This is a genomic window from Nostoc sp. FACHB-133, from assembly GCF_014698055.1.
Taxonomy (GTDB): Bacteria; Cyanobacteriota; Cyanobacteriia; order Cyanobacteriales; family Nostocaceae; genus Nostoc.
The window spans coordinates 65,758-91,256 of the sequence record NZ_JACJSH010000009.1 but is presented as its reverse complement, the minus strand read 5'-3'; the positions used below and the strand labels follow the sequence as shown (position 1 = coordinate 91,256).

Sequence of the window (25,499 nt, the reverse complement as noted above, 5' to 3'; positions counted from 1 at the left end):
CAGAAGTGGCTACAGACTTTTCTCCATAGCAGTATATGAATTAGGCAGTGTTACTATGCTGTTTTTTTCTGCTCACTGACTCGGCGCAAAACACCATTAATAAATCGATGACCGTCGTCTCCACTGTAGCGTTTGGCTAGCTCCACAGCTTCGTTGATGGCGATACTATCTGGAACTCCTAAGAATTTCATTTCTGCCACAGCGATTTGCAGGATATCGCGGTCAAGTTGGGCGAGGCGAGTTACTTGCCAATCCACTAAGGCAGTAGAAAGGAGTTCATCTATAATGTGTCGATTTTCGTTGACAGTAATCACAAGCTCTTTAGCGTAATTACGGACTCCTTTATCCTGATTGGCTAGTTGAATCAATTCGGGGAAATCAACTGCCGTACCCAATTGATTGATTGCTGTCTGGGTGCAGGCGATCGCTTCTTGAAGCATTGTTCTGGCAGAATTGAGGTCGGAAGCGCGAGTTTGGCTACTCAAAAGGCGATCGTTACTGCGTTGCAGTTCACCTGCGGCATTATCGAGGGTATCTTGCACTTCTGAGGTCAGGGTGCGTACTGCTCCTAGCACCAATTTGGATACTAGTTGATCGTCTGGTAATGTATCTAATTTTTTTGGGTTAACTGGCAATTGGCTAAGGCTTAAAAGCGCCAATTCACGAGCAATTTGCTGGGGTTTACGAGGTTGCATAAAAGTCAAAGGTGATTGTGCGAGAACTGATTAACTAGGCAGGGCAAACTTACAAGTCTATCAATTTTGGCACAGTCAAACAACAACATTACGCATTTGCTTGTGACTTTGCCGGATTGATTTTAAGTTTCTTCAACGGGAATAACCTGCCGATTGGTTTCGTCGTGTTTCACTTCCACTGTAGATTCTTTAGGGAAAATCAAGGGCGTATTAGGGGCGACAATGCCACCTGATACAACTATTTTAAAAGCGTCTTCAATGGACATAGAGAGGTTCACCACCTCGTCTTCTGGAACGACTGCGTACCATCCGGTAGTTGGATTTGGAGTGGTGGGGATAAAAACACTTAGGACGGGGCGGGACATCTGGGCTTGGATATCACTGCTGATTGCACCAGTGACAAAGGCGATCGCCCAAATTCCTCGGCGGGGATACTCTACCAAAATTACCCGGCGAAATTTGCCATTAGAATCTTTTAGTATTGTTTCTAAAAGCTGTTTGAGAGTTTTGTATACCTGCCCAGCTAAGGGAATTGCCTGTAATAATCGCTCACCAAAATCTAACAACCACCGCCCAGCAATATTGCGAGCCATCAGTCCCATCAATAAGATACATAGTAGTGGTACAGCTAATCCTACTAACAAATTCAGTAAATTTACTAGAATTGGGTTTAACCCATCAAAAGGATTCAGTTGTTTGGGAATTTGGGTGAGGAAGTTGATTACCCAATTAGCAATGGTAATTGTCAGCCAGATAGTGGTTGCTAGGGGAATTACTACCAACAAACCAGCAATCAGGTCGTTTTTTAAGTCCTGTTTTAGGCGATCGATTACCAAGCCCTGATTCTCCTGTTTTAAGCTAGAGGAACTTCTGTTATTGGTATCCATACCAGCAAATTCGTCAAATAGCAAAGGCTTTACTTGAAGCAACTTCTGCCGCAAGTAACTATCCAAAACGCTAGCAGTTTGGCTACTACAGCAAGAATACGTGCTTTTTGCTGTAAATCAGCTATTCTCCTACAAGCATAGACATAGATATCAACCAATCTGATGGCGGCTGGTTATTCTCAGAAAATGTCACCTTTCCTTGTAAGACTTGTAAATGATTGTTGCAAGTCATAAGTTATTACTAATCTATCGCGCTCAATCAAAAGCTGCTTTTGATTGTAAAAGTACCACCAGGTAAACTGAGGAGTTATTTTATATGGTCAGTCACTCACGTTTGATCGGGAACGGTTTTTATGAAAATGGTCTGTTATAAATATTAATTTAATATGGTGGTTTTGTTTAAATGTAAAGCGCAGTAGGGTACCACAGCTAGCTATGCTACCCTATTTCTGAATTCTGATTTTGCGATCGCCTACCCGCCTGATCGCTGCTTGTTGATTTTATCGGGAATCCTTCTAATCTCCAGTCCCCTTTACGCCACATCAGCCTGTGTAGTTTCCGAATCTGCACACTGTACCTGTTGTGGACTCTCTTGTGCCATAATTGCTGTTACGTCTAAATTAGGTTTTGGTAGATACTTCATTTCCCAAACTTTGAGCAAAATTAAGTATTCGTAGAATGCCTGCAATGTACACCAAGCAAGTCCAGCGTGTCCATCTAAACATCCGCCTAACATAAAATACATATATACAAAGCGTAGCAAAGGTCTGGCGGGTAAACGCAAAGACAAATCTTTCAAGGCGCGGCGTTTTTCGACTTCCGATTTACCAAAGAATAAATCTTGCCAGTTGACCTTTCCCTGTTCTAGCTGATACAGCGTTTCTTGAGCTTCATCTGTAGAATAACGGTTATGCTTATCAATCCAACGGCTCAAACCTTTGCTACAAGTGTAGTGGGGGTATGTTTCTTTTAAAAAGCTGGTTGCACCTTCACAAACTTCCCGCTCAGTATGACCATAGTCTGTAAACCACACCTTTCCGTGGCGGAAGAGACGCATTTGGTAACGGGGATACTGTGTGCTGTAGCGAATCCAACGATTCATGAACATGACACGTTCAGCCACGTAGTAACCGATGTAATCAAGTTTCTGACTTACCTTTTCGCATTCCGCGAACAGTTCTGGTGTCATCCGCTCATCAGCTTCGAGAATATAAACCCATTCGTGCTTCGGGGGGATAGACTCTAACATCCAGGTGCGTTGGCGGCCGTGGCTTTCAAAAGCGTGCTGGACAACGCGGATGGGATAGCTACTGGCAATTTCCACAGTGCGATCGCTACTGCATGAATCCACAACAATAATGTCATCCGATAGCATCGCTGATTCGATACAAGCAGCAATATCTAGTTCTTCGTTATATGTCAGTATGTAAATTGAGAACATTACTCAAGTTTTATAGCGATTTTACTCAGTGATAATTGCCTTTTTATTTTTATTAGCTATTAGGCGCATGGCAGTATTAACCGAATAATTTTTGTACAAGTGTTACTGCCATGCCAATAGTGCATTAGCGGGCGGTAGCTTTAGGTTTACCACCTTGTACAGCACCCATACCTTTTAAGCCTGTCCAGCCGATGATAATGTAACCAATGGATAACAACAAACTGCTAATCCCAATCCGCAGTCCAGACTTCCAGGCAGTATCTTTAGCTTGTTGTTCTGCTTCTTCTCTGCGTTGGCGAACTTGGCTCAATTGTTGAGTTCGTAGTGTCTGAATATCTGTTTGTTGTTCGATAGCTTTGTCAAGTGCTTGGGGATCTGTTTTAGCCTTCTTCAGTAACTCTTTGATATTTGGGGGAATTTGAGAGCTTTCAAGCGCTTGCTTGTATTTTTGATCGTCTTTGAGGATTTCACTAAACTGAGCTTTGGTTTGGGTTCGCAATTGATCTAATTGGGCTTTTCCTTGCTCAGTATTCAGTTGTGCTTGCAATTGCGATAAGCGAGTGTTGAGTTGAGCTTCTGCCTGATCTGCTTCTTGAGTGATTCGATTGAGTGTTTGAGTCTTAGCTTGATTGACGTTATTGAGGTGCAGGGGAAAAATCAGCAAGAACATCAACCCTAAAATACTTGAGAGAATCACGGCGGGAAATCTTAAATCGATCCCTTGGGGGCGATCGCTTCCTGCATCAGCGTTTTCAATCCAATAGGCAGCGAACAGTAGCCCCAGCCCCACTAGAGGAACAATCCCCCGATCAACTAGTGCTGTTGCCAAGTTGATTTGCCATACCCGATCAGTCGGTTGAAAGGGTAACAATAAAATCAAAAAGTCCACAAAAAAGGACAAAATGCAGATTATTCCAACTACCTTAACGGTGAGGGCAGTACTCACGGAAGTAAAACGGTTAACCATAGTTTTTCAAACTGGCGGTGAATACGAGTGATTTTCATATTTCAAGTTACTTGAATATTGTGCCCATGACCGTGACTGTTGTGTAGAAATACAAAGCAGATTCAATATTGCTAAAGGCTATCTGCCTCTTGGTTTTCAACTAGGCCACAGTAACATTTGTTATGTACAGTGTCTTCAGGAAAATCGTGGTATTTTAGAATCTAAGTATAAACCGTAACGTAGTAAAGACTCATTAATTACCCGATTTCTCTTGTTTTCATTTCTCAATCGCTTGCAACATAAGTATTTTATAGGGGCGCATATCTGTGCGCTCCTAGTGGGTTGTGCATCCATATAAAAATTACTATATCTCCTTTATCTCCCTTATCCTTCCATCTTACCCACAAGGGTTTGTTCCCAAATCGGCAGATCCTCGGGTCGGTCAACATCAGCTAAAGGCGACAAATTCACGTATGATAAATGAAGCTTTTGGGCAATATCTACGGTTTTCTGGAATACTTGAGCAGTTCCCCACTCGATGTTAACGAATAACTCTGGGATAGCTTGGCGCAAACCAATTAGGTAATATCCACCGTCGATCGCAGGCCCAAGTACGAGGTCAAAGGTGTGTAACTTTTCAAAAGCTATTGCTAGAATCTCGGCATTGACTCCAGGACAATCTGTGCCGATGATAATTACTTTTTCTGCACCAGATTGAAAAGCATCGAAAAGCGATCGCGTCATCCGTGAACCTAGATCGCCTTCGCCTTGAGACTGGTAAAGCAAATCTAACCCCAGCCAGTCTTGCATGAGTTGCAAATCGCCACCTGCAAATCGCACTTCCACAGATATGGCAATGGCTTTTTGCAATTCTTGAACCTGAAATATTGTATATTCAGTCATTTCCCGTTGAAGATTGGCAGCACCCAGATTTCCTAAAGCAGGTATCAATCGGGTTTTTGTCTTACCTGGTTCTGGATAGCGAGTAAAAATAATCAGGTGCTGTTTTAGGTTTGCTGGTAAATTCAGCACACAATACCTTTTTTAATAAACTAAGAGATATTTTAATAGCAATACCTGTCATTATCGGTTGTAGTATGCTCCTTTGCCGTTCGCATTGCCCCTAAAATCGTTGAAACAATAACACAACGCTTGACTTTACCACCAGACTTACTGGATAGCGTGATCCGTCCTAGATCATTAGGGCTTTTAGCATTACCTCTGTAGTCAAATTGAACTTTACGTATGTTATCTGACAGTTGTAAGGTTGTCTCAGAATCTAAGCGTACATTGGAATCTATATTATTCCAGTTAACCGCAGATGCATTTACTGTAGCAGGATGAACCGCCCATTGAATAATGCCGTTTTGCTCACGAAAGCTGGCTTGCCAAGTCAACTTTTCTTTAATGGCTTGGCTTCGGGCTTGATGAATAGCAAGGTGAACTTCATTTTGAGCAGTGTTTAGACGGCGAGTTTCTACAAAAGCTAGCCAATTAGATATTCCCAGCGTAGCTAATATAGTAATTAATACAATAACTATTAACATCTCTGGTAGAGTAAAACCACTACTGGAGTGCTTCTTCAAAAAATTTTTTGCATTAACTAGAGATGGTAAATGCACCTGGGTATCCATTTTTGTTTTCTGATCGCTTTTCAACTACCCAACCGTTGAGCAATGTTTCAGTTTCTTGCCTTCTAACTTGACGCTGGTGAGTAATAATCTCTAACAAAGTCGGCAGAATAAGGATTGTGACAATTTTCAGTGACAGTTTTAAGGTGAAATTTATATTCTGAAGTCTTGAAGGGTCATAAATAAAATACTTACACAAAAATATAGCCGCTGCTAGACCTTTTTTTCTGTTAAATGGCTTTTGTAGAGCTTTGCAAACCAGGTATTTGTATAAATTTGCCAGACAAAGATTCCAACTATCCTTTAGTGTCGTTCCTGTAGTGTCTCGTAGAGAAGGTCTTTTTTTATAGGCTCTCTCAAGCACTTGCAAACAGGATCTTTCCTGTCTGACAAGATTGCAAGAAACTGAATTAGGAGTTATGCGATATAAAATTTGTACAGATGGGACACATATAAAATTAAACTTAGATGCTAATCGCAGCCACATATCCCAATCCTGAGCCGCACCTAGAGATTCGTCAAAGCCACCTAATGCAATTAAAGTTTTTCTACAAATTAAAGGATTGGAACCATTCTCTAAAAAGTTATTTAGTAACAAATTTTCATAAACATTTCCGTTAGCTTTAACACGCTTACCCGAAAGTATAAATTCACCATTTTCGTCAATATAATCAGTCCAACTGTAAGCGACTTTTGCGGTAATATTTTCTTGCAAAGCATTTAATTGAGATTTAAGTTTATCAGATGTCCAAATATCATCTGCATCTAAGAAACTAACAAATTTTCCAACAGCATGGTGTAGCCCTCGGTTACGACTAACGTTTCCCCCAGCATTGGGATAGGAAAATACTTTTATTCGTGAGTCTGGAATTTTTGTAATAATTTCTAAAGTCGAGTCTTGGGAACCATCATTTATTACAATTAATTCTAGATTGTGAAAAGTCTGATTTAAAACAGATTCAATAGTTGCTTTAATAGTTTTCTCACTATTGAAAGCTGGGATAATTACACTAACTAATGTTTTATTTAAAGTTGACTTAATCATGTTGTACACTTCTTGTTTTCAAGATTTTGTCTAACTTGCATCTTAAAGAATAAAAGGGACTCATCATACTAGCTAAGTAAAAGTTAAGCTCAAAAAGAGCAATTAGATTAGTTTTAAATTGCCCTCTATACTGAATGAGGTGCTGTAATATTCTACGTAAATTTCCTAAAATAGTTTTCACAAAAATTATTGGTTTTTGCCAATTTTTAGCATTTATCAAACGTAGCTGAAAAATACATAAGCCACAGCCACGTGCCAAAGTCAGTAAATAATCTCTTTCCAGCCGCCAATGCGGTATTTGATGATAAGTATGCATGGTAGGGTCATACCAAATTTGCCAGCCTGCATAATGTATATAAAGCAATGGTTCATAGTCATCACCCTGCACAAAAATACCAGGTAATTTGCCGCCTAAAGTCGGTTGTTGTGGTACATTTTCACACCATACTTGTTTTCTAACAACAAGCGCTGCCGCAGGAGGTAGTCTTAAATTCTCTGCATCAAATAAATGCGGATTTGAACCATGCTCTCTGATTGCTAAAAAAGCTTGAATTCTTTCAAAATTTTCTGGCAGCTTTACTTCAAAATCCCCATGAATCTGTCCGCTCCAAGCACCTGCTTGAGGATGCTCTAATCCAAAGGTATATGCTTGAGCTAACCAATCAGGAGCAGGTAAATTATCATCATCTAAAAACGCTATTAGCTCACCTCTTGCTTCACGTACTGCCCGCAATCGAGCAAAAGCGGCTCCCTGTTCGGGTTCTAAAAAATATCTTAACCGACAATTTATATCATATATTTTTTGGTAATTCTGGATTATTTCAGATGTGTTATCAGAACTATTGTTATCTACAATAATAATTTCCCAGTTAAGTTTTTCTACTCCTATCTGGTTTAATAGCTTATCTAAAACTTTAGGTAAACGGGTTGCTCCGTTATAGGCAGGGATAGCTACGCTAATATCTAAACTTTCAACTGATAAGTTGACCATAATATTTAATGCTTTGATAATTTATTTTTTAAAATATCCATTTTTCCAAAGATAAAAAGGGCTAACGAGGCTACTAAAAAAAAGTTCCATTTCGCAAGCAACTACCAAATCGTGTTTGAGTCTAGTTCGGTATTTGAGTAAGTGTAAAGCAATTTTACGTAAATCATTTATCATATAAGAGACAAGAGCAATTGGTCTATATATCTGTTTGATATTAACCATTCTAGTTACATAACGGCTAAGTCCAATTCCTCTAAAAAAGGGAATTAAATAGTCTTTTTGTAACCGGAAACTAGGTATTCTATGGGAAATTTCCATTTCTGGGTTATACCAAATTTCCCATCCTGATTTTTGGATATAAGACAACATTTCTAAGTCTTCACTGGTAAGCATATTACCCTTAACTCTCCCAGTTAAAATTGCCTTATCTGGCACGCTTTCTAACCACGCTTGTTTACGCACTACAAGTCCGGCAGAGGGAGGTAGCAATTTTTTAGATGCTTCGTATAATAACGGTAAATTACCTCGCTCTGTAATTGCTAAGAATGGAGCAATTCTCTGAAAGTTTTCTGGTGGTTCTACTTCCCAGTCAGGGTGAATTTGGCTGCCATAAGCTCCCGCTTTGGGGTATTTTTCACCAAAAGCATAAGCTGCATATACCCAATTTGATACTGGATAGTTGTCATCATCTAGAAAACCTATTAATCTACCTTTAGCTTCTGCGACTGCCCTTTTTCGGGCATAGGCTGCCCCCTGTTGTGCTTCAAAGCAATACTTCAAAGGGTAAGAACATTGCCAATTCTGTTGATAGGTTTCAACAACTTTAGCTGTGTTATCAGTGCTGTTATTGTCTACAACTATAATTTCCCAAGATAAGTTTTCGGTGTGAAGTTGGTTTTGTAGCCGTTCTAGTAGTTCAGGCAAACGACTTTCACCGTTATAAGTTGGGATAGCTATAGTAATATCAAGGTTTTCAGTCATTTGACAAAATTTACATTTTGATATTTTGATTAAGACGCTTTTTATTTTGTATATTGAACCAATAGCTAGTTTATTACTGGCTCTTAAATAAATCTATCGAACATTAAAAACTGCACCTGATGTTTTAATTTTGCTATCAATGTGCAGTTTTATATACAGTATTATTACGTAATTTGAAATGAAGATTCCTGCATAAGCTACTTAACTGCATTTATCATCTTGTGCTGTGAGCATTGAGCCTAAGAGAGTTTTCACAATGACGCATCGCTTGACGCTACTAGCCGATGTGGAGTTTGCAGAGCTTGGTACAGCTACCACTATTTTTAACCCAGGTGGCTCTGTCGAAGGGGCTACAGGTGTTCCAAAGCTTGCATTGGGTAAAGTCCCCATATAGTCAAAGGTAATTTTTGTTGACGCACTTAAAGTGTAAGAGACAGATGAACCAGCAGTGTTTTGGCTGGTGAGATTTGCACCTAGCAGAAATTTATCAGAGCTGATGCCTACATCTGCTCCTAAAGGTTTCCATGTAGGGCTTCCAGCATTGGTATTATAAACAGCAACCTCTGCATTTTGGGTTGTGCTATTTTTCTGAAAACTGACACTGTAGCTAAGTTTTTTGTTTTTAGCTTCGCGCTGTGCTTCTTGCAGTGCGGCTAAAACAGCGTTGTTAACCTTATTCACTTTCTGCCGATTCACAAAGGCAAGCCAACCAGGAGCTGCGATCGCTGCTAAAATTCCAATCATCACCATCACTACAATTAATTCCAGCAAGCTAAAGCCAGCATCTTGTTGGGTGTATCCAGAAGCATAGCGTAGTCTGTGAATTAAACATCGCTGTTTACTGGTTTCATTTTTACTGTTTGGGTTAAATAACTTCAAACTTAACTTTCCCATAATTAGCTGCCATTAATTAATCCTTGAATTTTCAGCACTTATTTAGTAAATAAGTATCCGCGCCCTTGTACGCGCATACTTGCATTTGGAAAATAAGTTTTGTTGGTATCTGTGTAATTAAGGTTATTGCTTTGTAAACGTGCGAGTGCATTGCCTCGTAAAAATACCTGTGCTGTTGTGTTAACCCTATCGATACACGCATAGAAACCAGTCATTTTGCCAGCATTACGTGTATTAAAGCTAGCAGTGTTTGGTGATACTTTTTGCCATGTGTTGTTATCAGTAGGACAAGTTGCCGCAGGTGCTGGTGTTGTATCATCAGTTTTGGTTTGATCAATAAAGTCAACAAGTACTGTAGTATCAGCAGTATAAGTTTCTGTGGCTTTTACCCAAGCATTCATCTTGTCATTAATAGTGCCTACTCCATCGAGTTTAAATAGGGTAAAACCTGGACTAGGACAATTACCACTAATATATTTGCCCGTGTAGCCAGTACAATCAACACCAGTACTAGCTGTTACACCATCCTTAATTTGCCATCTCGCAATACGAGCTGCATTAGACCAAGTAGAACTAGAAGTAGCGTCTTTAATTAAATAGTAGGCAACCAATGAGTACACAAACGTATCATCTTTTTCGGTTCCTGTAATTGTAAGTGCTTGGTTAACTATTTCTCGCTTCCAAAAGACAAGAACAGGGACTCTATCTGTTGCGCTCGAATTAGGTAATTGATTTTTGATAGCTTCAATTCCGTCAGCATCATAAAGATAAATTGCCTGTTGTAAATCACGGGAAATATAATCTAGCGCAGTTTGAATTTCTTGTTCAGAATTTGCCTTTGCTTGCTCCTTTCTGTCTGTATCCATAATGTTAACCATGAATCCTAGCAACGGTGTAATGATGAGGAATGCCAGGATCATGGCAATCAACAATTCAATCATTGTAAAACCGTTAACTTGCTGAACCACTTTAGAACGTGTCAGCTGGCTTTTGAGTAAAAATTTTAGTGTACTCACCATATTTTAATATTCTCTTTAGTGATAAATGCACAGTGAGCATTGATTGCATAATGTGAAACTGCCTAGTTTTTTACTGGCAGGCTTGATTTGTTGCGGTACCCAGCCGTCGGCATAAAGCCTGAAATGTAGTGTTAGTGTTGCCAATATCGGTTGTCATTTCGATTAATGGTGCTTGCCGATCGCCCAATCCACCTGTGAATGTTTTTTGTCTATCTTTAGTAGTATCTGTGCTGGCTTTGAGAGTTTTGCTAAAGTCAACATCTGCCCGATAAATCCGAATTCCTAGACGGTAGCCATCGTTCACTCCAGTACTTTGGACAATTCGACCAGCTTGAATATAAAACAGATTGTTTGTATTGCTTGAACAATCTGGATTACTAATGATGCCATTCTTATTGAAACAATACAGACCAGTTGCCGATGTGGGAGTAGGCATATCTGTAATATTGTTAATTAAATAATCTTGTGGTCTACCTGTTATAGATGGCGTACCTGCTACATCTGAAACCCTTCTAGGTGCAGCCGCAGTTGGAGTTGCAAGTGTAACTAGTGTACTTGGCACTGTAGTAATAGCTCCAGTTCTGATGCCATCAATGAATGTTTTTGTCGCTTGGGTTGCAAGTTCCACTCGTCGAGACTGAACGCGGGTTGCTGTTGAGATGACGATCACAGGTGTGATCGCTGCCATTAAAATAGCAACTATAACTATTGCTACCAAAGACTCAATAATCGTAAAACCAGAATCATCAGCAGGGATGATTTGTTGCTGTAGTTTATGCTTAATCATTAACTTATCACCAGCTTCTGATACCAATTTGCATTCAAAAATGTAATTGAGAAATTTTACTCCCCTAAAGTTAAAGTTACAGTTTAGGAGAGTAGTATGAAGTTTTAAGATGGGCAGTTACTAGGGCGTTGATCAGAATCGATTGCAGCAGTATATACAGGAGGAGTGCTAGTATCGGGTTTTTTCGCACACAACAAACTTTGCACCCATGCGTCATCTCGACCAACTTCCCGGAAGTACTCATCTGGCAAATCGTCTGGTATGGTTGCCAATTTTTGGGCTAATAAGTCAGGCGACTGAGATAGCAGCGCTACATCATAACCCCATTGCCGTGTAGGAGCCAGATAGAAAGGAGTTCTGCTGTTGTTGCCTTGAATCTTGTATTTAAAATTATCAGATTGAGTTGATATAGATGTATTGAATGGTGCTGTGGCATAGGCACTTCGTTTAGTCTGGACGAAAGAGCCACTAATCCTAGCTTTAATGGCATCGCTTGTTCCTCCTGTTGGGTTCCAGTTTTCCATGAAGCGCACAAAGTTGTGTAGACCACCATTGTCTTCTGTAGGACGCGCTGGGGTATCTCCAGCCACAGCAATTAAATTAAAGGTAGTTTCAGTAGCTGTTTGCAACCAATTATTGTGGGTTCCAGAGACAATATTATTAGTGTTGTCTGGGTCTTGAGGAGTAGCAAAGGGTTGGTTAATTTGTAGAACTGGTTCAAATCCACTAACAGCACCAGCAGTTATAACAGGCTTCAGCCAGGGCATAAACGCATCGTTTGGTGGCGGTAATAGTGTTGTCCCCGTAGTGGATGTTGTAGATCCTAGAGGAAATTCTCGTACTTCACCAGGGTTGGTGCCATCAACTCCTAAGACTCTAAGAGGAGTAACTAATTGACCAGTCGTTGCATCACGTACAAAAGCAATTCTCCGAGGAGCGGTTACAGGAAAGCATCCTCCTGAATAATCCGTCGCTGGATCATCAAAGATGTATCCTGTTTTTAATCGACTATTGTTTGGATTTCCATTTTTACCAACAATTTGACCATTATAAAACGTATTACCTCCTCCATTTCCACAGGCTGTCTGGATTGTCCATGCAGTTGTCGCTTTTGTCGGATCACTACAATCTGCTACGTTAGTTGCAGAACAAACTTCCGTCAAATAAGTCCCTGGTGGTATTTGTAGCGCAATTGGTGTCACAAAGTTGTTGAGGTAAGAACTACCTTGAAACCCTGTTGTAGTTGAGTCAAGGTCTTTGGGTATGCCTGTAGTGGTATCACGCCATCGAGCTACGGGAACAAAGCTATTGTATTGTGAGAATCCAGATGGTATCGGGAATGGAGCATCATAGCTATTACTCCAGCCATAATCTCCCTCATTGCGGTAGCCCAATCTAAAGTTATTAGAAAGTAAAGTAACAGAATCTGCCAACACAGATGCAGGTCGCCATTCGTCACCAGTTGTACAGTTTGGTAGCCTTGTGTCATTTGGACGACAAGCGAAATTCGGATTGCGCTGTGCTTTGGCGCGAGTATAGAAATTGCTCCAATCATCTGACAACGCTGTTGTGAACTCTTCTTGGGTGTGAAGATTAAAGTTACCCTTAACGTAAACAGGCAAATTGGTACCTAAAATCAACCCTTTCTCTACATCTCGATAATTATTACTTGTGCCGCGACCGATTTTGGAGCCGTTGATGAGCATAATGCCATTAGGACGGCGCGTTGGGTCAAGCGTATAATCCACCGGGCTTTCAAGTTTTTTCGCCTCTGAATCTGTCTTTGTTGAACTCAAATCTGGCAGTGCATCATTGCGAGTAGCATAGATAATGCCGCTATTTGGCAGTAAGTATTCTTGCGCTGGAGTTGCTGCACCATACGTAGTAGTGCGAAGCGAGTTGATATCTAATACTGTGGCGCGAACTTCTAAAGGTTGTCTGTCTTTTGTTGCAAGATCGTAATCAGTACTTGTAGTGGTTGTTTGATTTGCCTTAACCTGTCTTGCATCTAAAAAGGCAGTTTCTTGAATTGCACCGTGAGGAATAGGAGGTGTAGTGGTTACTGGAGAAATACTGCCGTCTAAAATTTGTAGGGCGCAAATTGCAGCATGAATTGTAGATTGTTCCGAAAGAGTACGATCTGTGGTTTTTGCTAAAGCTTTTGCTAGCAGTCCATCATCTATAGAACGTCCAGCTAAATAATCTGTATTAGTTGTATCAGTTATTGGACGTTTTGGATCTCCTTTTATATCTCCTTTTGGATATTTTAATTGAGATTGATAAGTCAGTAGGGCCTGATAATCAGTAACTGTTTTGGTTGGAGGCCCGTAAACTATGCCGTTGTTGGATAGACCACCTGTAGCTGAACTATTAGCATCTGAAGCCCAAGCTGGAAGTCCTGTTTGATTTTTAGCAGTAGTGCTATTAGTAGGGACGTAAAAGCTGCTTACACAAGCTATAGGCTGTGGACTTTGCTGGTTGTAACTAGTAGCTTTGTAGTGATAAACAGCTGTAGCTCGCATCCGCAGATATGGTGTCTTAGTTGGATCGGCAATTTCGGGCCATTTATACTGTATTGAAGAGTAATTATTTGCGCCTACAGCAGAGTAATCATACATCCAATATGGCTTAATAGTCTTTTGTGTGGGTGCTGGAGCTTGAGGCACTGGCATCAGATCAGACCAAATTTCTTTGGCAGCTGAAGTGAAGGTAGTACTTGCGGCTGTGTAATTATCAGGCAAATAAATCCCAGCACCAGTTACCACTCGTAAACCACCAACAGGGTCTTGTATGGTACTCGGAACTTGAGCTGCTGCTAGTTCCCAATCTTTATCTCGGTCTGTAGAGCCTAAATCAGCTAGTATTTGTACGCGAGAGCGGCGAGTGCGAGGTGTAGAAGGTGTTGTTGGTAGATCCCAGTTAACACCACTAATATTTTGGGTATCTTGGAAATTTGGGCCGACGAATTGGCTTTGATTGCTGTCCCACCAGATTTGAGGCAGATTGTTACCAATTACAACCCTGTCACCCAAGGATTGTTCTTTTTCGCCATAGTCTTTTTCTAGTTTTGTGGGTTCCGTTGCACCAGGTATCAGTTTATCACTGGTGATATTTAGTGTTAAATTAGCGTAACCAGTACCAGTTTTCCCATCTGTGGGATCGGTAGGATACATCCAAGCATCTACAGGGCGTAGGGTATCGCCACTTCCTTGAAGCGGAGTAGTTGTGGCGTATGTACCTAATGCAACTGATTCAGTGCTTCCAGCAGCAACTTCTTTGTAAGGTACGCGCCGGGTGCGTTTTTGAAAGTAAAGCTGTAGCTGTTGTTTGCGTAGTGCGTCGTTTTCTGCTGTGGTGTAACTTGCTAAAGCAAGCTTATCCTTTTGTTGTTGAATACCTTTGGTAACTTCTGCGGGATCGGGATTTGTAGTAGCTATTTGGGCGCTAACTAGGCGATTGATACGCTGAGTATAGGCAAGGCTGTTATAAGCCATGAAATTCGCTTCGTTTGATGCTGGAGTAGTTGATTTTGCAAAATCGACTTCAACAGGATCGGTAGCTTCTCCTTTTCTAAATAAATGCACTTTGGTGACATTGCCTAAGTCACTTGTATCTGTAAAGCCACCAGCGCCCAAGTTTCCACCAATTACTATTTTGCCATTATCGTTATCGTAGAAACAGGATTCCTTACTGCTAACTTGATATAGCTTGACACTATTTGCTGGCGAACCAGTGAGAAAATTACTATTAGTAAAAATCCGTCCATTTAATCTGAAGGCGGGGCCTGGGCTAAGTCCTATATCATCTTCATAAAGAACAGCATTATTAACTACAGGAATTTGGACACGTTCTTGTTGATACTCTAAAGCAGAAAAGCTTTTATTACCTTTGTAAAGTTCGTACTTAGTATTAGATGGTGTAGTAGTAATAGGAACGGTTGCTGTATAGACAAAAAAGGCTTTTTTCAACTTATTGCCTACTTTAAACCAGCCAGTATTACCTACTAAGGTAGCGCTTGTGCCTAGCGTATCTCCACAATCTCCACTGACATTACCAGCAGTCATTGGTAAAGTTCTTGCTTCTAATGGATTTCTGGCATATTTATATACACCAGCGTTTATGGGAGGATTTCTAAAGTAAATGCCATAAAGCGTGTAGCTATCAAATTTGCCGTTGTTATCAGTATCTAGAGGGTATAGCCATGCAGTATTTAGTGTCTTATTCTTTTCAGTATCTTCGGTTCTTTTTGCTTTTTGATCGGTATTTAGAGCGAGTTGCAGTTGAGTTTCATCACCAAATGTATATTCATTGATATTGCTGCTCAAAGTAGAATACAACGCATCATCTGTTGGTGTGGCTCGTGGTAGTCGTCCATCTTGAAATAGCTTATTTATTTTAGCTCTTGCTCGATCGATTGCTGGGGTAGCAGCATTGAGTGCAGCCTCATTTACTCGAACATTACTAGCATTTTTAGAGCGTTCAAAAGAGCGAAATAAAATTGCAGTTGTTAACAGTACAACAACTAAAGATACCATTACTACCGTTGGTAGAACAAAACCAGCATTTCCCGCATCACGCCTTCTATTAGTTGTGAAAAGAGTTTTTAGCAACCAAATTATTTGCTTTTTTATTGTGGATAAAAACTGATTGCCAAGTTTTTTTAAATAAAATATTATTGCCTTCAATAACTTGCGTTTTACAGACATATAAGCTTCCCTTCCAAGTGTTTTTTACGGATGTGAGGATATTTGAGTTTATAGGTATTCAGCCTATTATGTAGGTTTTAGCTAAAAGTGAGACTTTTGATTTATTTAAAAATTAACTTTGTTTAAACATTTTTAAAAATGTAGTAGTAAATTAACTAATACGATTTATTCACTTTATATCATAGGTTCATTTTTTGGTTAATACCGAAAAATACTGATCTTCTCGAAATTATTTAATTTATGTCTACTAAAGAGATAAAAATTTATTTTTATATAGAAGACTGATATCACAGAAACAAAACCTACATTTCCAAGCTAATTAAGCTCACTTTCATAGAAAAATAGTATGACTTAAAATTAACTTTGTAGAAATCAATTTCATTCAAAGCTAGCTTTATGAAGATGTTGTCAGCATACTAAGGTTATAATACCCAAGTGTTAAGGTAAAAATATCAGTTAGGGGCAAAATAATATGAAAAAACTTAAAATCTCCCTGTAGTAGGGAGGCGGTAGAATAAATATTCATAATTTCAAGCAAATACGCAGTAATTAGGTTTAATAGTCAATAGCTGAATTACACTGTTGCTTGCACAGACTATAGGACTAGTATTTAATTTTTGAAACTACCGTTGTAGGTTTTTATATATGATTGCTAAATCTGTTGCCTGCATATTTACTGTGCGAACAGGTTTAATACCTTGGCGCAATTTATTAAGTAAATTAGTATCTGTTGCTAATCGCTCAAGAGCTTGAGTCCAAGCTTTAGTATCATTAGCAGTTACTAACCAACCATCAATGCCATGTTTTACAAGTTCGGCAATACCCCCCAAATTGGAACCAATTACAGGGAGGCCGGCTTCATGAGCTTCTAAGACTACTATTGGCCCAGTTTCTAACCATTGGGAAGGTACAGCTAGGATGTCATAATTGGCTAGAGCCTGGGGAAGTTCAACTCTAGTTAGTTGTTTCTCTACGCGAATTCGGGGGTCATTGTCAATTAGTTTAAAAATTGTTTTGCGATATCGTTCATCTTGCGCTATGCCATGAATTATCAATTCAATGGGAATTACCGCAGGTAAATCTTTTACTGCTTGGACTAAGATATCAATACCTTTATATATATCCCAGCGTCCCAAAAAAACTACTTTTAAAGTGCCAGATTGCTGTAATACCAGTGTTGATTTTTCTTGTGTTGCGTCAGAAATTCCGTGTCGGCAGAGGACGAGTTTTTTTTCAGGAATGCCGTTAATCAGTAGAGCTTCATAAAGCCAATCACACACTGCTACAATGCGGTCAGCAAATTTTGCCATTTCTAGCAGGCTTTTTTTGCGGGCAGTAACATAACCAGGTATCACAAAAGGACGCACAAACTGTCCTAAGTTGCCTTTGTCTACTGAGGCAGGAAGATAAGCACTTACAGGCAATGGCACTCTCCCGACAACAGCTTCGGGCAGATAGCTAAAACCTTTGACCATTGCAGCAGGCAGCTTTCTGCTTAAACTATCAGCACACTGAGAACAACGCACCACGTCTATTTTGCCATCACAAGCCTGTTGTCCATTGAACATCAGAGTAGTTCGTTGGCATAAGGGCAGAGGATAATGGATTGTTACCACCGTTGCCATGCCTAATTCTTTTGCTAAACGTAGATGAGGCAATCCACAAGATACTTCCCAATGGTGCTGATGGTAGATGTCTGCTTTTTGGTGAGATAGCCAATTAGCAAAATCTTCAAATTTTCCATGAGGAAATTGACCGTGATTCGGTTGTGTTTTAGGTACTGGGAATACAGGATATCGATAAACTTCTACATCGTTGTACTTGTAAGTATCACCGTGTGGGGAACCTAATTTGGCCGCTGCTATCAGGATGTCAATATCATGCGTAGGCTCTGCCAACGCTAAGAGCGATCGCAATTCTGGCAGTAAATCGTTGAGGTTTACTTGAATACCACCGCATTTATCTGGAAAATAACGAGCAAGAGCTTGGATTACTTTCATCGGGAGGAATCTCCAGGACAGGAAATCTGCTCTTGCTATTTTATTCGCTGTATTGTGAATTACCCAGTAATATCTGTACTCCAATACAAACTAGATCGCCCATTCTCACCTCAATACCGTTCAGTTAAGCCCAAAAAACTTGATAAAGACACGAAATTTCGCGTCTTTATAGGTTTTTTAACCTTTCTTTCTTTGTATGAAACCACCCTGCTCTCCTTATTAAAGAGAGCTAAGGTGTACACACAAGTCTTTAAGAGTTGCCCCATAAGCTTTTGATCCCCCCAACCCCCCTTAAAAAGGGGGGCAAGAACCTCTCAAAGTCCTACTTTTTAAGGAGAATTTAGGAGGATCGACAATATTTTGGTTTTGTAGAGAGATGTGTGTACACCGTAGATTAAGGAGAGGGGGAGGCGATATGGATTAAGCGCTAAAGTATTTTGCTACTGGGTGGTAAGTAATAATTGCAGTGGTTGACTGTTCTGGATAAAGTTGTTCACTTTCATCCATATACAATTTAATTCTGTCAGTCTGCAATAACTCCAGTTGCTTGTATTGGTCTTGGATATTCGGGCAAGCTGGATAACCAAAACTATACCGTGAGCCACGATAGCGTTGTGCCAATATGTCCCGGATATTATCAGGTTCTTCAGCAGTAAAACCTAACTCTCGGCGAATTCTGGCGTGTGTCCACTCAGCAACAGCCTCTGCAACCTGCACCGCCATACCGTGAAAATACAGATAATCAGTGTATTGATTAGCCGCAAACAGCTTTTGGGCGAACTCTGTTGCAATCTCTCCTACAGTCACCGCCTGCATCGGGAAGACATCAATAATTCCCGATTCCTTTGGTGCAAAGAAATCTGCTATGCACAGCCGCCTTAATGACTTTTGTCTAGGAAACTCGAAGGTTGCAACCTGCTGTGATTGGTTCTCTGAGTCATATATATGTAGAGAATTCCCCTCAGCTTGACAAGGGAAATACCCATAAATCACCTGGGGATGCAACAGATTCTCTTCAATAATTCGCTGTTTCCAAGTTTCTAAAATTGGGTAGACTTTCTCAGCTAAGAAAGCCTGATATTCTTCCTTAGATTGTTCCTTTGGTTTACGGAATTGCCACTGTCCAGCAACCAAAGCTTGTAAATCTAAGTGCCAGAATATCTCCTCGATGGGAATATCACTAGGCTGCAACAACTGCGTTCCCCAGAAAGGCGGTGTTGGACGTTCAATATCTATCGCCACAGCATCAGAACGTCTCGTATCTACTACTTTTGGTTCAGCAGATGTTTCTTCAGCAGTCTTAGCTTTTGGTTCTTTGTTACCATTCGTCGAAACTTCAGCCGTTTCGATTTCGTTCAAAAATCCCTGCAAATCTTCCCAGTTACCAGTAGCTTTAGCTGGCATTAATTTATCCATGAAGTGCAAGTCAGAAAAGGCATCTTTGCCATAAACGACTTTACCTTTATAAGCCTTTTGGCAATCTTCATACACAAATTTGGGAGTCAGCGCTGCACCACCTAAAATTACGGGAACACTAATTCCCTTTTCGTTGAATACCTCCAAGTTCTCTTTCATGAAAGCGGTGGATTTTACCAGTAAACCACTCATAGCTATACAATCAGCTTTGTGCTGTTCGTAAGCGTTGATGATGTTTTCTACTGGCTGTTTAATTCCCAGGTTAATCACCTTGTAGCCGTTGTTGGACAAGATGATATCCACCAAGTTTTTACCAATGTCGTGGACATCGCCTTTGACTGTGGCAATAATAAAGGTTCCCTTGGCATTGTTGCCTGATTCTGATTTTTCCATGAAGGGTTCTAAAAATGCAACTGCCGCCTTCATGGTTTCTGCTGATTGCAAAACGAAGGGTAGCTGCATTTGTCCAGAACCGAATAATTCCCCGACAACTTTCATGCCATCTAGCAGGAAGGTGTTGATAATCTCCAAGGGGGGATGTTCTTCTAAGGCTTTTTTCAGATGTTCTTCTAAGCCAATGCGTTCACCGTCGATGATATGGCGTTTAAGTCGTTCTGGGATGGGGAGACTTTCATCTAAGGAGCGATCGCGCTTAGTTGTCACCCCAGCAAACACTGTGGTAAGCTCTCCCAAGGGATCGTAAACACAGACGTTACCCTCAAATTTCCGCTCATCATAAATCAACTGGCGACAAATTTCTTGATGGCGTTCTTCAATCTTAGAGAGCGGTAAAATTTTGTTAGCGCTGACAATGGCTGCATCCATTCCCGCCGTTGTCGCCTCGTGCAAAAATACTGAGTTCAGCACCATCCGCGACGCCGGATTCAACCCAAAGGAAATATTGGAAACACCTAAAATCACATGGCATCCAGGTAATTCTTGACGAATGCGCCGGATAGATTCAATTGTGGCTTTACCGTTTTCTCGGTCTTCTTCAATCCCGGTGGAAATGGGTAACGCTAGGGTATCAAAGAATATTTCTGTAGGTGGTATGCCAAATTCTACAGCTTGACGGTATGCGCGTTGTGCGATCGCAAACTTTTTGTCTGCTGTCCGCGCCATCCCATCTTCATCGATAGTACCAATGACTATACCAGCACCGTATTTCTTCGCCAACTCCAACACTTTTAAAAAGCGCGGTTCTCCATCTTCGTAGTTAGTGGAGTTCAGCAAACACTTACCACCGGCAACCTTTAAACCCGCCTCCATTTTTTCCCATTCGGTGGAGTCAAGCATTAAAGGCAATGTCACGTTATTGACAATGCGTGAAACTAATTCGTGCATATCACGCACGCCGTCGCGTCCCACATAATCGACGTTAACATCTAGGATGTGTGCGCCTTCTTTGACTTGCGCCCTCGCCATTGAAACGAGTCCATCCCAATCTTCGGCATTTAGCAAATCGCGGCATTTCTTGGAACCACTGGCGTTGAGACGTTCGCCAACAATCAAGAAGGAATTATCTTGATCGTAGGGCTGAGTGGTGTAAATTGATGCTGCTGCTGGTTCTAGACTTGGCTGTCTAACTTTTGGCTTCAGGTCTTTAGCGGCTTCTGCCAATTGTTGAATGTGTTCTGGACGCGTCCCACAGCAACCCCCGATCACTTGGACACCCAAATCTTCAACAAAATGCATCAGCGACATCCGTAATTCTAACGGTGTCAGACGGTAGTGCGCTTGACCGCCAACGTTTTCGGGTAAACCCGCGTTGGGAATACAGGAAACGATGAAAGGTGAATGTTCTGACAGATACTTGATGTGTGGTTTCATCAAGTCTGGGCCTGTGGCACAGTTTAAACCGAGAATATCTATTGGGTAAGGTTCCAAAATTGTCAGCACAGCACTGATTTCTGAACCAACCAACATTGTGCCCATGCTTTCCATTGTCACAGACACCATCAACGGACGGCGATCGCCTTTTTTGGCAAACACTTCTTCAATTCCATTCAGCGCCGCCTTAATTTGCAGCACGTCTTGACAAGTTTCCACCAGAAATAAATCAACACCACCATCCCATAGCGCCTCTGCTTGTTCAGCAAAAGTAGCTTTCATGGTGTCAAAGTCAATATGTCCCAAAGTAGGGAGTTTGGTTGTTGGGCCGATGGAACCTGCCACAAACCGGGGTTTTTCTGGCGTGGAAAATTCCGCAGCCACACGCTTCGCTAATTCTGCGGCTGTCTTGCTGAGGTAATACGCTTGGTCTGCTAAGTCATATTCTGCCAGCACTAAGGACGTACTACCAAAGGTATCGGTTTCAATCACATCTGCACCAGCAGCGAGAAAGTCTCGGTGAACCTTAGCAACAGCTTCGGGTTTGGTGTGGACTAAGTATTCGTTACAACCTTCATACTGTGGGCCGCCGAAGTCTTCAGCAGTCAGGTTTTGGGTTTGCAGGTTGGTTCCCATCGCCCCGTCGAAGACAAGGACTGGGCTATCTGGACTACGAAGGCGTTCAAGGAAAGAATGAGTCATATTTTCCTAGAAGAAATGAGGACATCAAGTGAGTCTTGTGATACTAGACTTACTTTATTATTTTCCAAAATTGTGATATTTGTGGCAGCGTTTAATAAAGTCTGGTTTTCTTTATATAGCGGTTTTCAGTTGAGTGAGGTAGAAGAACCCCCAACTTCCAAGGGAGGAGGAGGCTATGATGTAACTCTTTTCATTAGGAAAAGCTATAATTCCAAATCGTTATTAGAATTATCCGTAAGTCTGAAATGCTTAGTATACAGTGGTTTTAGCGTTTTACTGATAACCTGCTGCTTGTAACAGAAACAACTTGGCATAACGTCCTTTTAGCTGTAGCAATTTTTCGTGAGTTCCCTGTTCTATAACTTCACCGTTTTCTATAACTACGATTTTGTCAGCCATTCGGACTGTAGAGAAGCGATGGGAAATCAAAAGTACCATCTGATTTTGAGTAATAGCGCGAAAATGATTGAAAATCTCAAATTCAGCTTGGGCATCTATTGCTGATGTTGGTTCATCCAATACTAAGATATCTGCTTGCGATCGCATAAAAGCACGAGACAAGGCAATTTTCTGCCACTGTCCCCCAGAAAGTTCCTGTCCTCCTTTAAACCAACGCCCAAGTTGAGTCTGGAAGCTTTGGGGTAATTGGTCAATAAAAGATTGGGCCATGCCTTTTTCAGCAGCAGTTTGCCAACGGTTTTTATTTTCGAGATGTTCTACATCACCCACGCCGATATTCTCGCCCACAGTAAACTGATAGCGGACAAAGTTCTGGAAAATCACACCAATCCGACGACGCAACACATCCACATCCCATTCCTGCAAGTCCAAGCCATCTAAGAAAATTCGCCCAGAATCTGGGGTGTAGAGTCGGGTAAGTAGTTTGATTAAAGTAGTCTTACCAGAACCGTTTTCACCCACAATTGCCAGTTTTTCTCTGGGTTTCAAGTGTAGTGAAATGTTTGTCAGGGCTGGCTTAGAACTTCCTGGATAAGTAAATGATACGTTCTCAAAACGGATACCATCTTGAGGATTTAAACCAATAGTTGCCTTACCCCAAGACTTTGGTACTTCCTCTTCTAAAAAATCGTAGAGATTTGATAAATATAGGTTGTCTTCATACATCCCTCCAATAGATGTGAGGGCATTGGAAAAAGTTGATTGTCCTTGGCGAAAAACGGTGAGATACATTGTCATATCTCCCAAGGAAATCTTACCTTGCACTGTTTCTAGTACAATCCAAGCATAAGCTAGGTAAAAAGCACCAGTACTAACTAAACCCAGAAGATAGCCCCACAATCCTCGCCGCAGAGTCAAATCGCGGTCTTCACCATAGAGTTGATGAAACAGGTTGCGGTAACGCCCTAGCAGCATCTCTCCCAACTGGTAGAGTTTGACTTCTGTGACAAAATCTTCTCTTGCTAGCAGATTTTCTAAGTAATGCTGTTGACGAGTTTCTGCCGCCCGCCAACTAAATAGGCGAAAGCCTTCTCCAGCAAACTTAGTTTCGGCAATAAATACAGGCATCGCTGCCAAAATCAGCACCACCACCGCCCAAGCTGAGAAATTTACTAGCAAAATACCGTAGGTAATCAGGGAAAGGGCATTTTGCACCAATCCAAAGGTGCGGTTTACTAACGAAAGTGGACGAACTGATGCTTCTCGTCGGGCATTGGTCAATTTGTCATAAAATTCTGAGTCTTCAAACTGCCTAAGATCCAGAGTCAGCGCCTTTTCTAAGATGAGTACATTCACTCGCTGACCCATTAGCGCCCGCAATAAAGACTGACAAATGAGGATTCCCCGTTGACTACCTGCTAGTAGAATTACAGCGATCGCTTCTAATCCTACATAAAATAGGGAAGGATAAATATTGACAAAACCATTGTTTTGTGAATTAACTTGAGAGGCAAATACCACTGCATCAACGATTAATTTACTGATGTAGGATATCGCCGCCGGTAAAAGACCAGCCACTAAAGTTAAACTCGCCAGCAGAATGGTAAGCGATCGGCTGGTAGTCCATACTAAGCTTACAGCCCGTCCACTGTAACGGAAAACCGTTAGTGATTGGCGCAGGATATTTCTTTTTTTTTAATTTTCATATTTCTTTGCGCGAGATACCCCAGCTTGAGCGGATCTACCTAACTCTATATTAATCTTTATAAATTTTACATTTTTATCAGAATGTTGGCTGAAAACCCCGAAGTTGAAACCTAAAAACTAGTTTTGTAGGGTGTGTTATGCCGTAGGCTAACGCACTAGGGTGTTAACTTTGTACCATTTTAGGTGTTCAAAATTCATGCAAAATATATAAAGGTAGCTGTAATGCCTGATATATTAGGATTTAGAAAAAGATTATACGGAAACTTTCCGTATAATAAATAGTTAGACCGCAATTCCTCGGTAAGGATATACTCTTAACTTGTAAGGATTTTTAATGCAAAAGTTCTTTTTCAAAGCTCAAGGAGTTAGTAGATTTACTCACTTGAGTAGCATTCTCATCACTATAGGCGCGCTTAGTTCTTCCAACATTGCATATGCCGACGTAAATGGAATTCCATTCAATCCTGATTTTCCGAATGCTGAGTACCCTTATGCTCAAGCTCCTGATGCTTGTAGTGGCGTAACTAATAGACCAGACAGTAATGGAGAAATCAGAGATACTTGGGGACCTGTTGACTTTCGAGGAGCCTGTAATACACACGACAAGTGCTACTACACAGTAGGCTCCAATTGGAATACATGTAATGAACGCCTCTACTCCGATTTAAGGGCAGCATGTGAGCGTGATCTAAAAATTTCATTTAATGTGCCTGCGCCAACCCTGAGATATCCGCTGAGAACTCGACGTGTTGATGGACCACCTGATCCAGCAAGATTGGCTGCTTGCTACACTATAGCTTCTGGTTATTATCTTGGTGTTCAAGGTGGTGTTGCTGTTGGGGTTTTTAATAAAGCTCAAGATAAGCAAAAACGCTATGAATCATGGGTTGCTAGTATCAAAAATGGCTCCAGTAGTTCACCCTCTAATAAGTTCAGGGTTCGTAACAGATGGAATCCAAACTGCCTAGCCAGCATTGGCAATAGCCAATCCATCGATAACCGAGTTGGGATGGGAACTTGCGATTCTTCTAACTCTATCTGGCAATGGGATGGGCAGCAGATCAGAAACGGCTGGAATCCAAATTGTCTTGGTAGTATTGGTAATAGTAAAGAGATTGACAATCCTGCTGTAATGGGTGCTTGTGGTCAATCAAATGCTGTTTGGCAATGGGGTGGGCAGCAAATTAAAAATGGATGGAACCCCTTTTGTCTTGGAAGTATTGGCAATAGCAAAGCAGTTGATAACCCTGTTGTAATGGGCGCTTGTGGTCAATCAAATGCTGAGTGGTTCATTGAGCCAATCCGATCGGGGAGTTGATAAAGAGCATTTGCCAGCACGGTCTAACAACCTCACTGCACCGGAACGAAGTAATTCTATTGATGGGTCGGAAATGATATTTACGTCCGGTGATTTGAACCGTT

The 25,499-nt window shown here is 41.0% G+C and carries 17 protein-coding genes; 1 reads left to right on the top strand and 16 read right to left on the bottom strand.

What is annotated here, in order from left to right; genetic code table 11:
* Positions 1-53: 53 nt before the first annotated feature.
* The 16 genes from nusB to H6G86_RS09940 all read right to left on the bottom strand — a co-directional run bounded on the left by nusB (position 54) and on the right by H6G86_RS09940 (position 24,053).
* Entirely contained in the window at positions 54-695 is a 642-nt protein-coding gene (gene nusB / locus H6G86_RS10015; RefSeq protein WP_190934193.1) for a transcription antitermination factor NusB, read from the bottom strand.
* Between the two features lie 122 nt (positions 696-817).
* Positions 818-1,582, bottom strand: coding sequence for a DUF502 domain-containing protein (locus tag H6G86_RS10010; protein WP_190934274.1), 765 nt, complete (start codon positions 1,580-1,582; stop codon positions 818-820).
* A gap of 532 nt (positions 1,583-2,114) precedes the next feature.
* Positions 2,115-3,023: a glycosyltransferase family 2 protein gene (locus tag H6G86_RS10005; protein WP_190934192.1), complete on the bottom strand. Its 909-nt coding sequence runs from the start codon at positions 3,021-3,023 to the stop codon at positions 2,115-2,117.
* A 124-nt stretch (positions 3,024-3,147) separates the two neighbouring features.
* Positions 3,148-3,990 (bottom strand): hormogonium polysaccharide biosynthesis protein HpsJ, encoded by an 843-nt coding sequence (gene hpsJ-B / locus H6G86_RS10000; RefSeq protein ID WP_012406907.1) that lies wholly within the window; start codon positions 3,988-3,990, stop codon positions 3,148-3,150.
* Between the two features lie 363 nt (positions 3,991-4,353).
* Positions 4,354-5,001: a TIGR04282 family arsenosugar biosynthesis glycosyltransferase gene (locus H6G86_RS09995; protein ID WP_190934191.1), complete on the bottom strand. Its 648-nt coding sequence runs from the start codon at positions 4,999-5,001 to the stop codon at positions 4,354-4,356.
* Between the two features lie 32 nt (positions 5,002-5,033).
* On the bottom strand, positions 5,034-5,603 hold the full coding sequence (locus H6G86_RS09990; RefSeq protein WP_190934190.1) for a GspH/FimT family pseudopilin: 570 nt from the start codon (positions 5,601-5,603) through the stop codon (positions 5,034-5,036).
* Positions 5,569-6,645 (bottom strand): glycosyltransferase, encoded by a 1,077-nt coding sequence (locus H6G86_RS09985; protein WP_190934189.1) that lies wholly within the window; start codon positions 6,643-6,645, stop codon positions 5,569-5,571. Before H6G86_RS09985 ends, H6G86_RS09990 begins: the two co-directional genes overlap by 35 nt.
* Entirely contained in the window at positions 6,638-7,636 is a 999-nt protein-coding gene (gene hpsE, locus H6G86_RS09980; protein ID WP_190934188.1) for a hormogonium polysaccharide biosynthesis glycosyltransferase HpsE, read from the bottom strand. The genes H6G86_RS09985 and hpsE (H6G86_RS09980) overlap by 8 nt, the downstream gene beginning before the upstream one ends.
* A gap of 21 nt (positions 7,637-7,657) precedes the next feature.
* Positions 7,658-8,617: a hormogonium polysaccharide biosynthesis glycosyltransferase HpsE gene (gene hpsE, locus H6G86_RS09975; RefSeq protein ID WP_190934187.1), complete on the bottom strand. Its 960-nt coding sequence runs from the start codon at positions 8,615-8,617 to the stop codon at positions 7,658-7,660.
* Between the two features lie 201 nt (positions 8,618-8,818).
* On the bottom strand, positions 8,819-9,511 hold the full coding sequence (locus H6G86_RS09970; protein WP_190934186.1) for a pilus assembly FimT family protein: 693 nt from the start codon (positions 9,509-9,511) through the stop codon (positions 8,819-8,821).
* A gap of 38 nt (positions 9,512-9,549) precedes the next feature.
* A complete protein-coding gene (gene hpsC, locus H6G86_RS09965) occupies positions 9,550-10,530 on the bottom strand; it encodes a hormogonium polysaccharide secretion pseudopilin HpsC (RefSeq protein ID WP_199338223.1) in 981 nt (326 codons plus the stop codon).
* A gap of 70 nt (positions 10,531-10,600) precedes the next feature.
* Positions 10,601-11,317: a hormogonium polysaccharide secretion pseudopilin HpsB gene (gene hpsB / locus H6G86_RS09960; RefSeq protein WP_190934185.1), complete on the bottom strand. Its 717-nt coding sequence runs from the start codon at positions 11,315-11,317 to the stop codon at positions 10,601-10,603.
* 104 nt (positions 11,318-11,421) lie between these two features.
* Positions 11,422-16,023, bottom strand: a complete 4,602-nt coding sequence (hpsA, locus tag H6G86_RS09955) for a hormogonium polysaccharide biosynthesis protein HpsA (RefSeq protein ID WP_190934184.1) — start codon at positions 16,021-16,023, stop codon at positions 11,422-11,424.
* 623 nt (positions 16,024-16,646) lie between these two features.
* Positions 16,647-18,023, bottom strand: coding sequence for a glycosyltransferase (locus H6G86_RS09950; protein WP_190934183.1), 1,377 nt, complete (start codon positions 18,021-18,023; stop codon positions 16,647-16,649).
* Between the two features lie 420 nt (positions 18,024-18,443).
* Positions 18,444-21,971 (bottom strand): methionine synthase, encoded by a 3,528-nt coding sequence (gene metH / locus H6G86_RS09945; RefSeq protein WP_190934182.1) that lies wholly within the window; start codon positions 21,969-21,971, stop codon positions 18,444-18,446.
* 273 nt (positions 21,972-22,244) lie between these two features.
* Positions 22,245-24,053 (bottom strand): ABC transporter ATP-binding protein, encoded by a 1,809-nt coding sequence (locus tag H6G86_RS09940; RefSeq protein ID WP_190934272.1) that lies wholly within the window; start codon positions 24,051-24,053, stop codon positions 22,245-22,247.
* Positions 24,054-24,411: 358 nt separating this feature from the next.
* On the opposite strand from H6G86_RS09940, the gene H6G86_RS09935 reads away from it, so the two are divergent.
* On the top strand, positions 24,412-25,395 hold the full coding sequence (locus H6G86_RS09935; protein ID WP_190934181.1) for a DNA-directed RNA polymerase subunit beta family protein: 984 nt from the start codon (positions 24,412-24,414) through the stop codon (positions 25,393-25,395).
* The last annotated feature ends 104 nt before the right edge of the window (positions 25,396-25,499 follow it).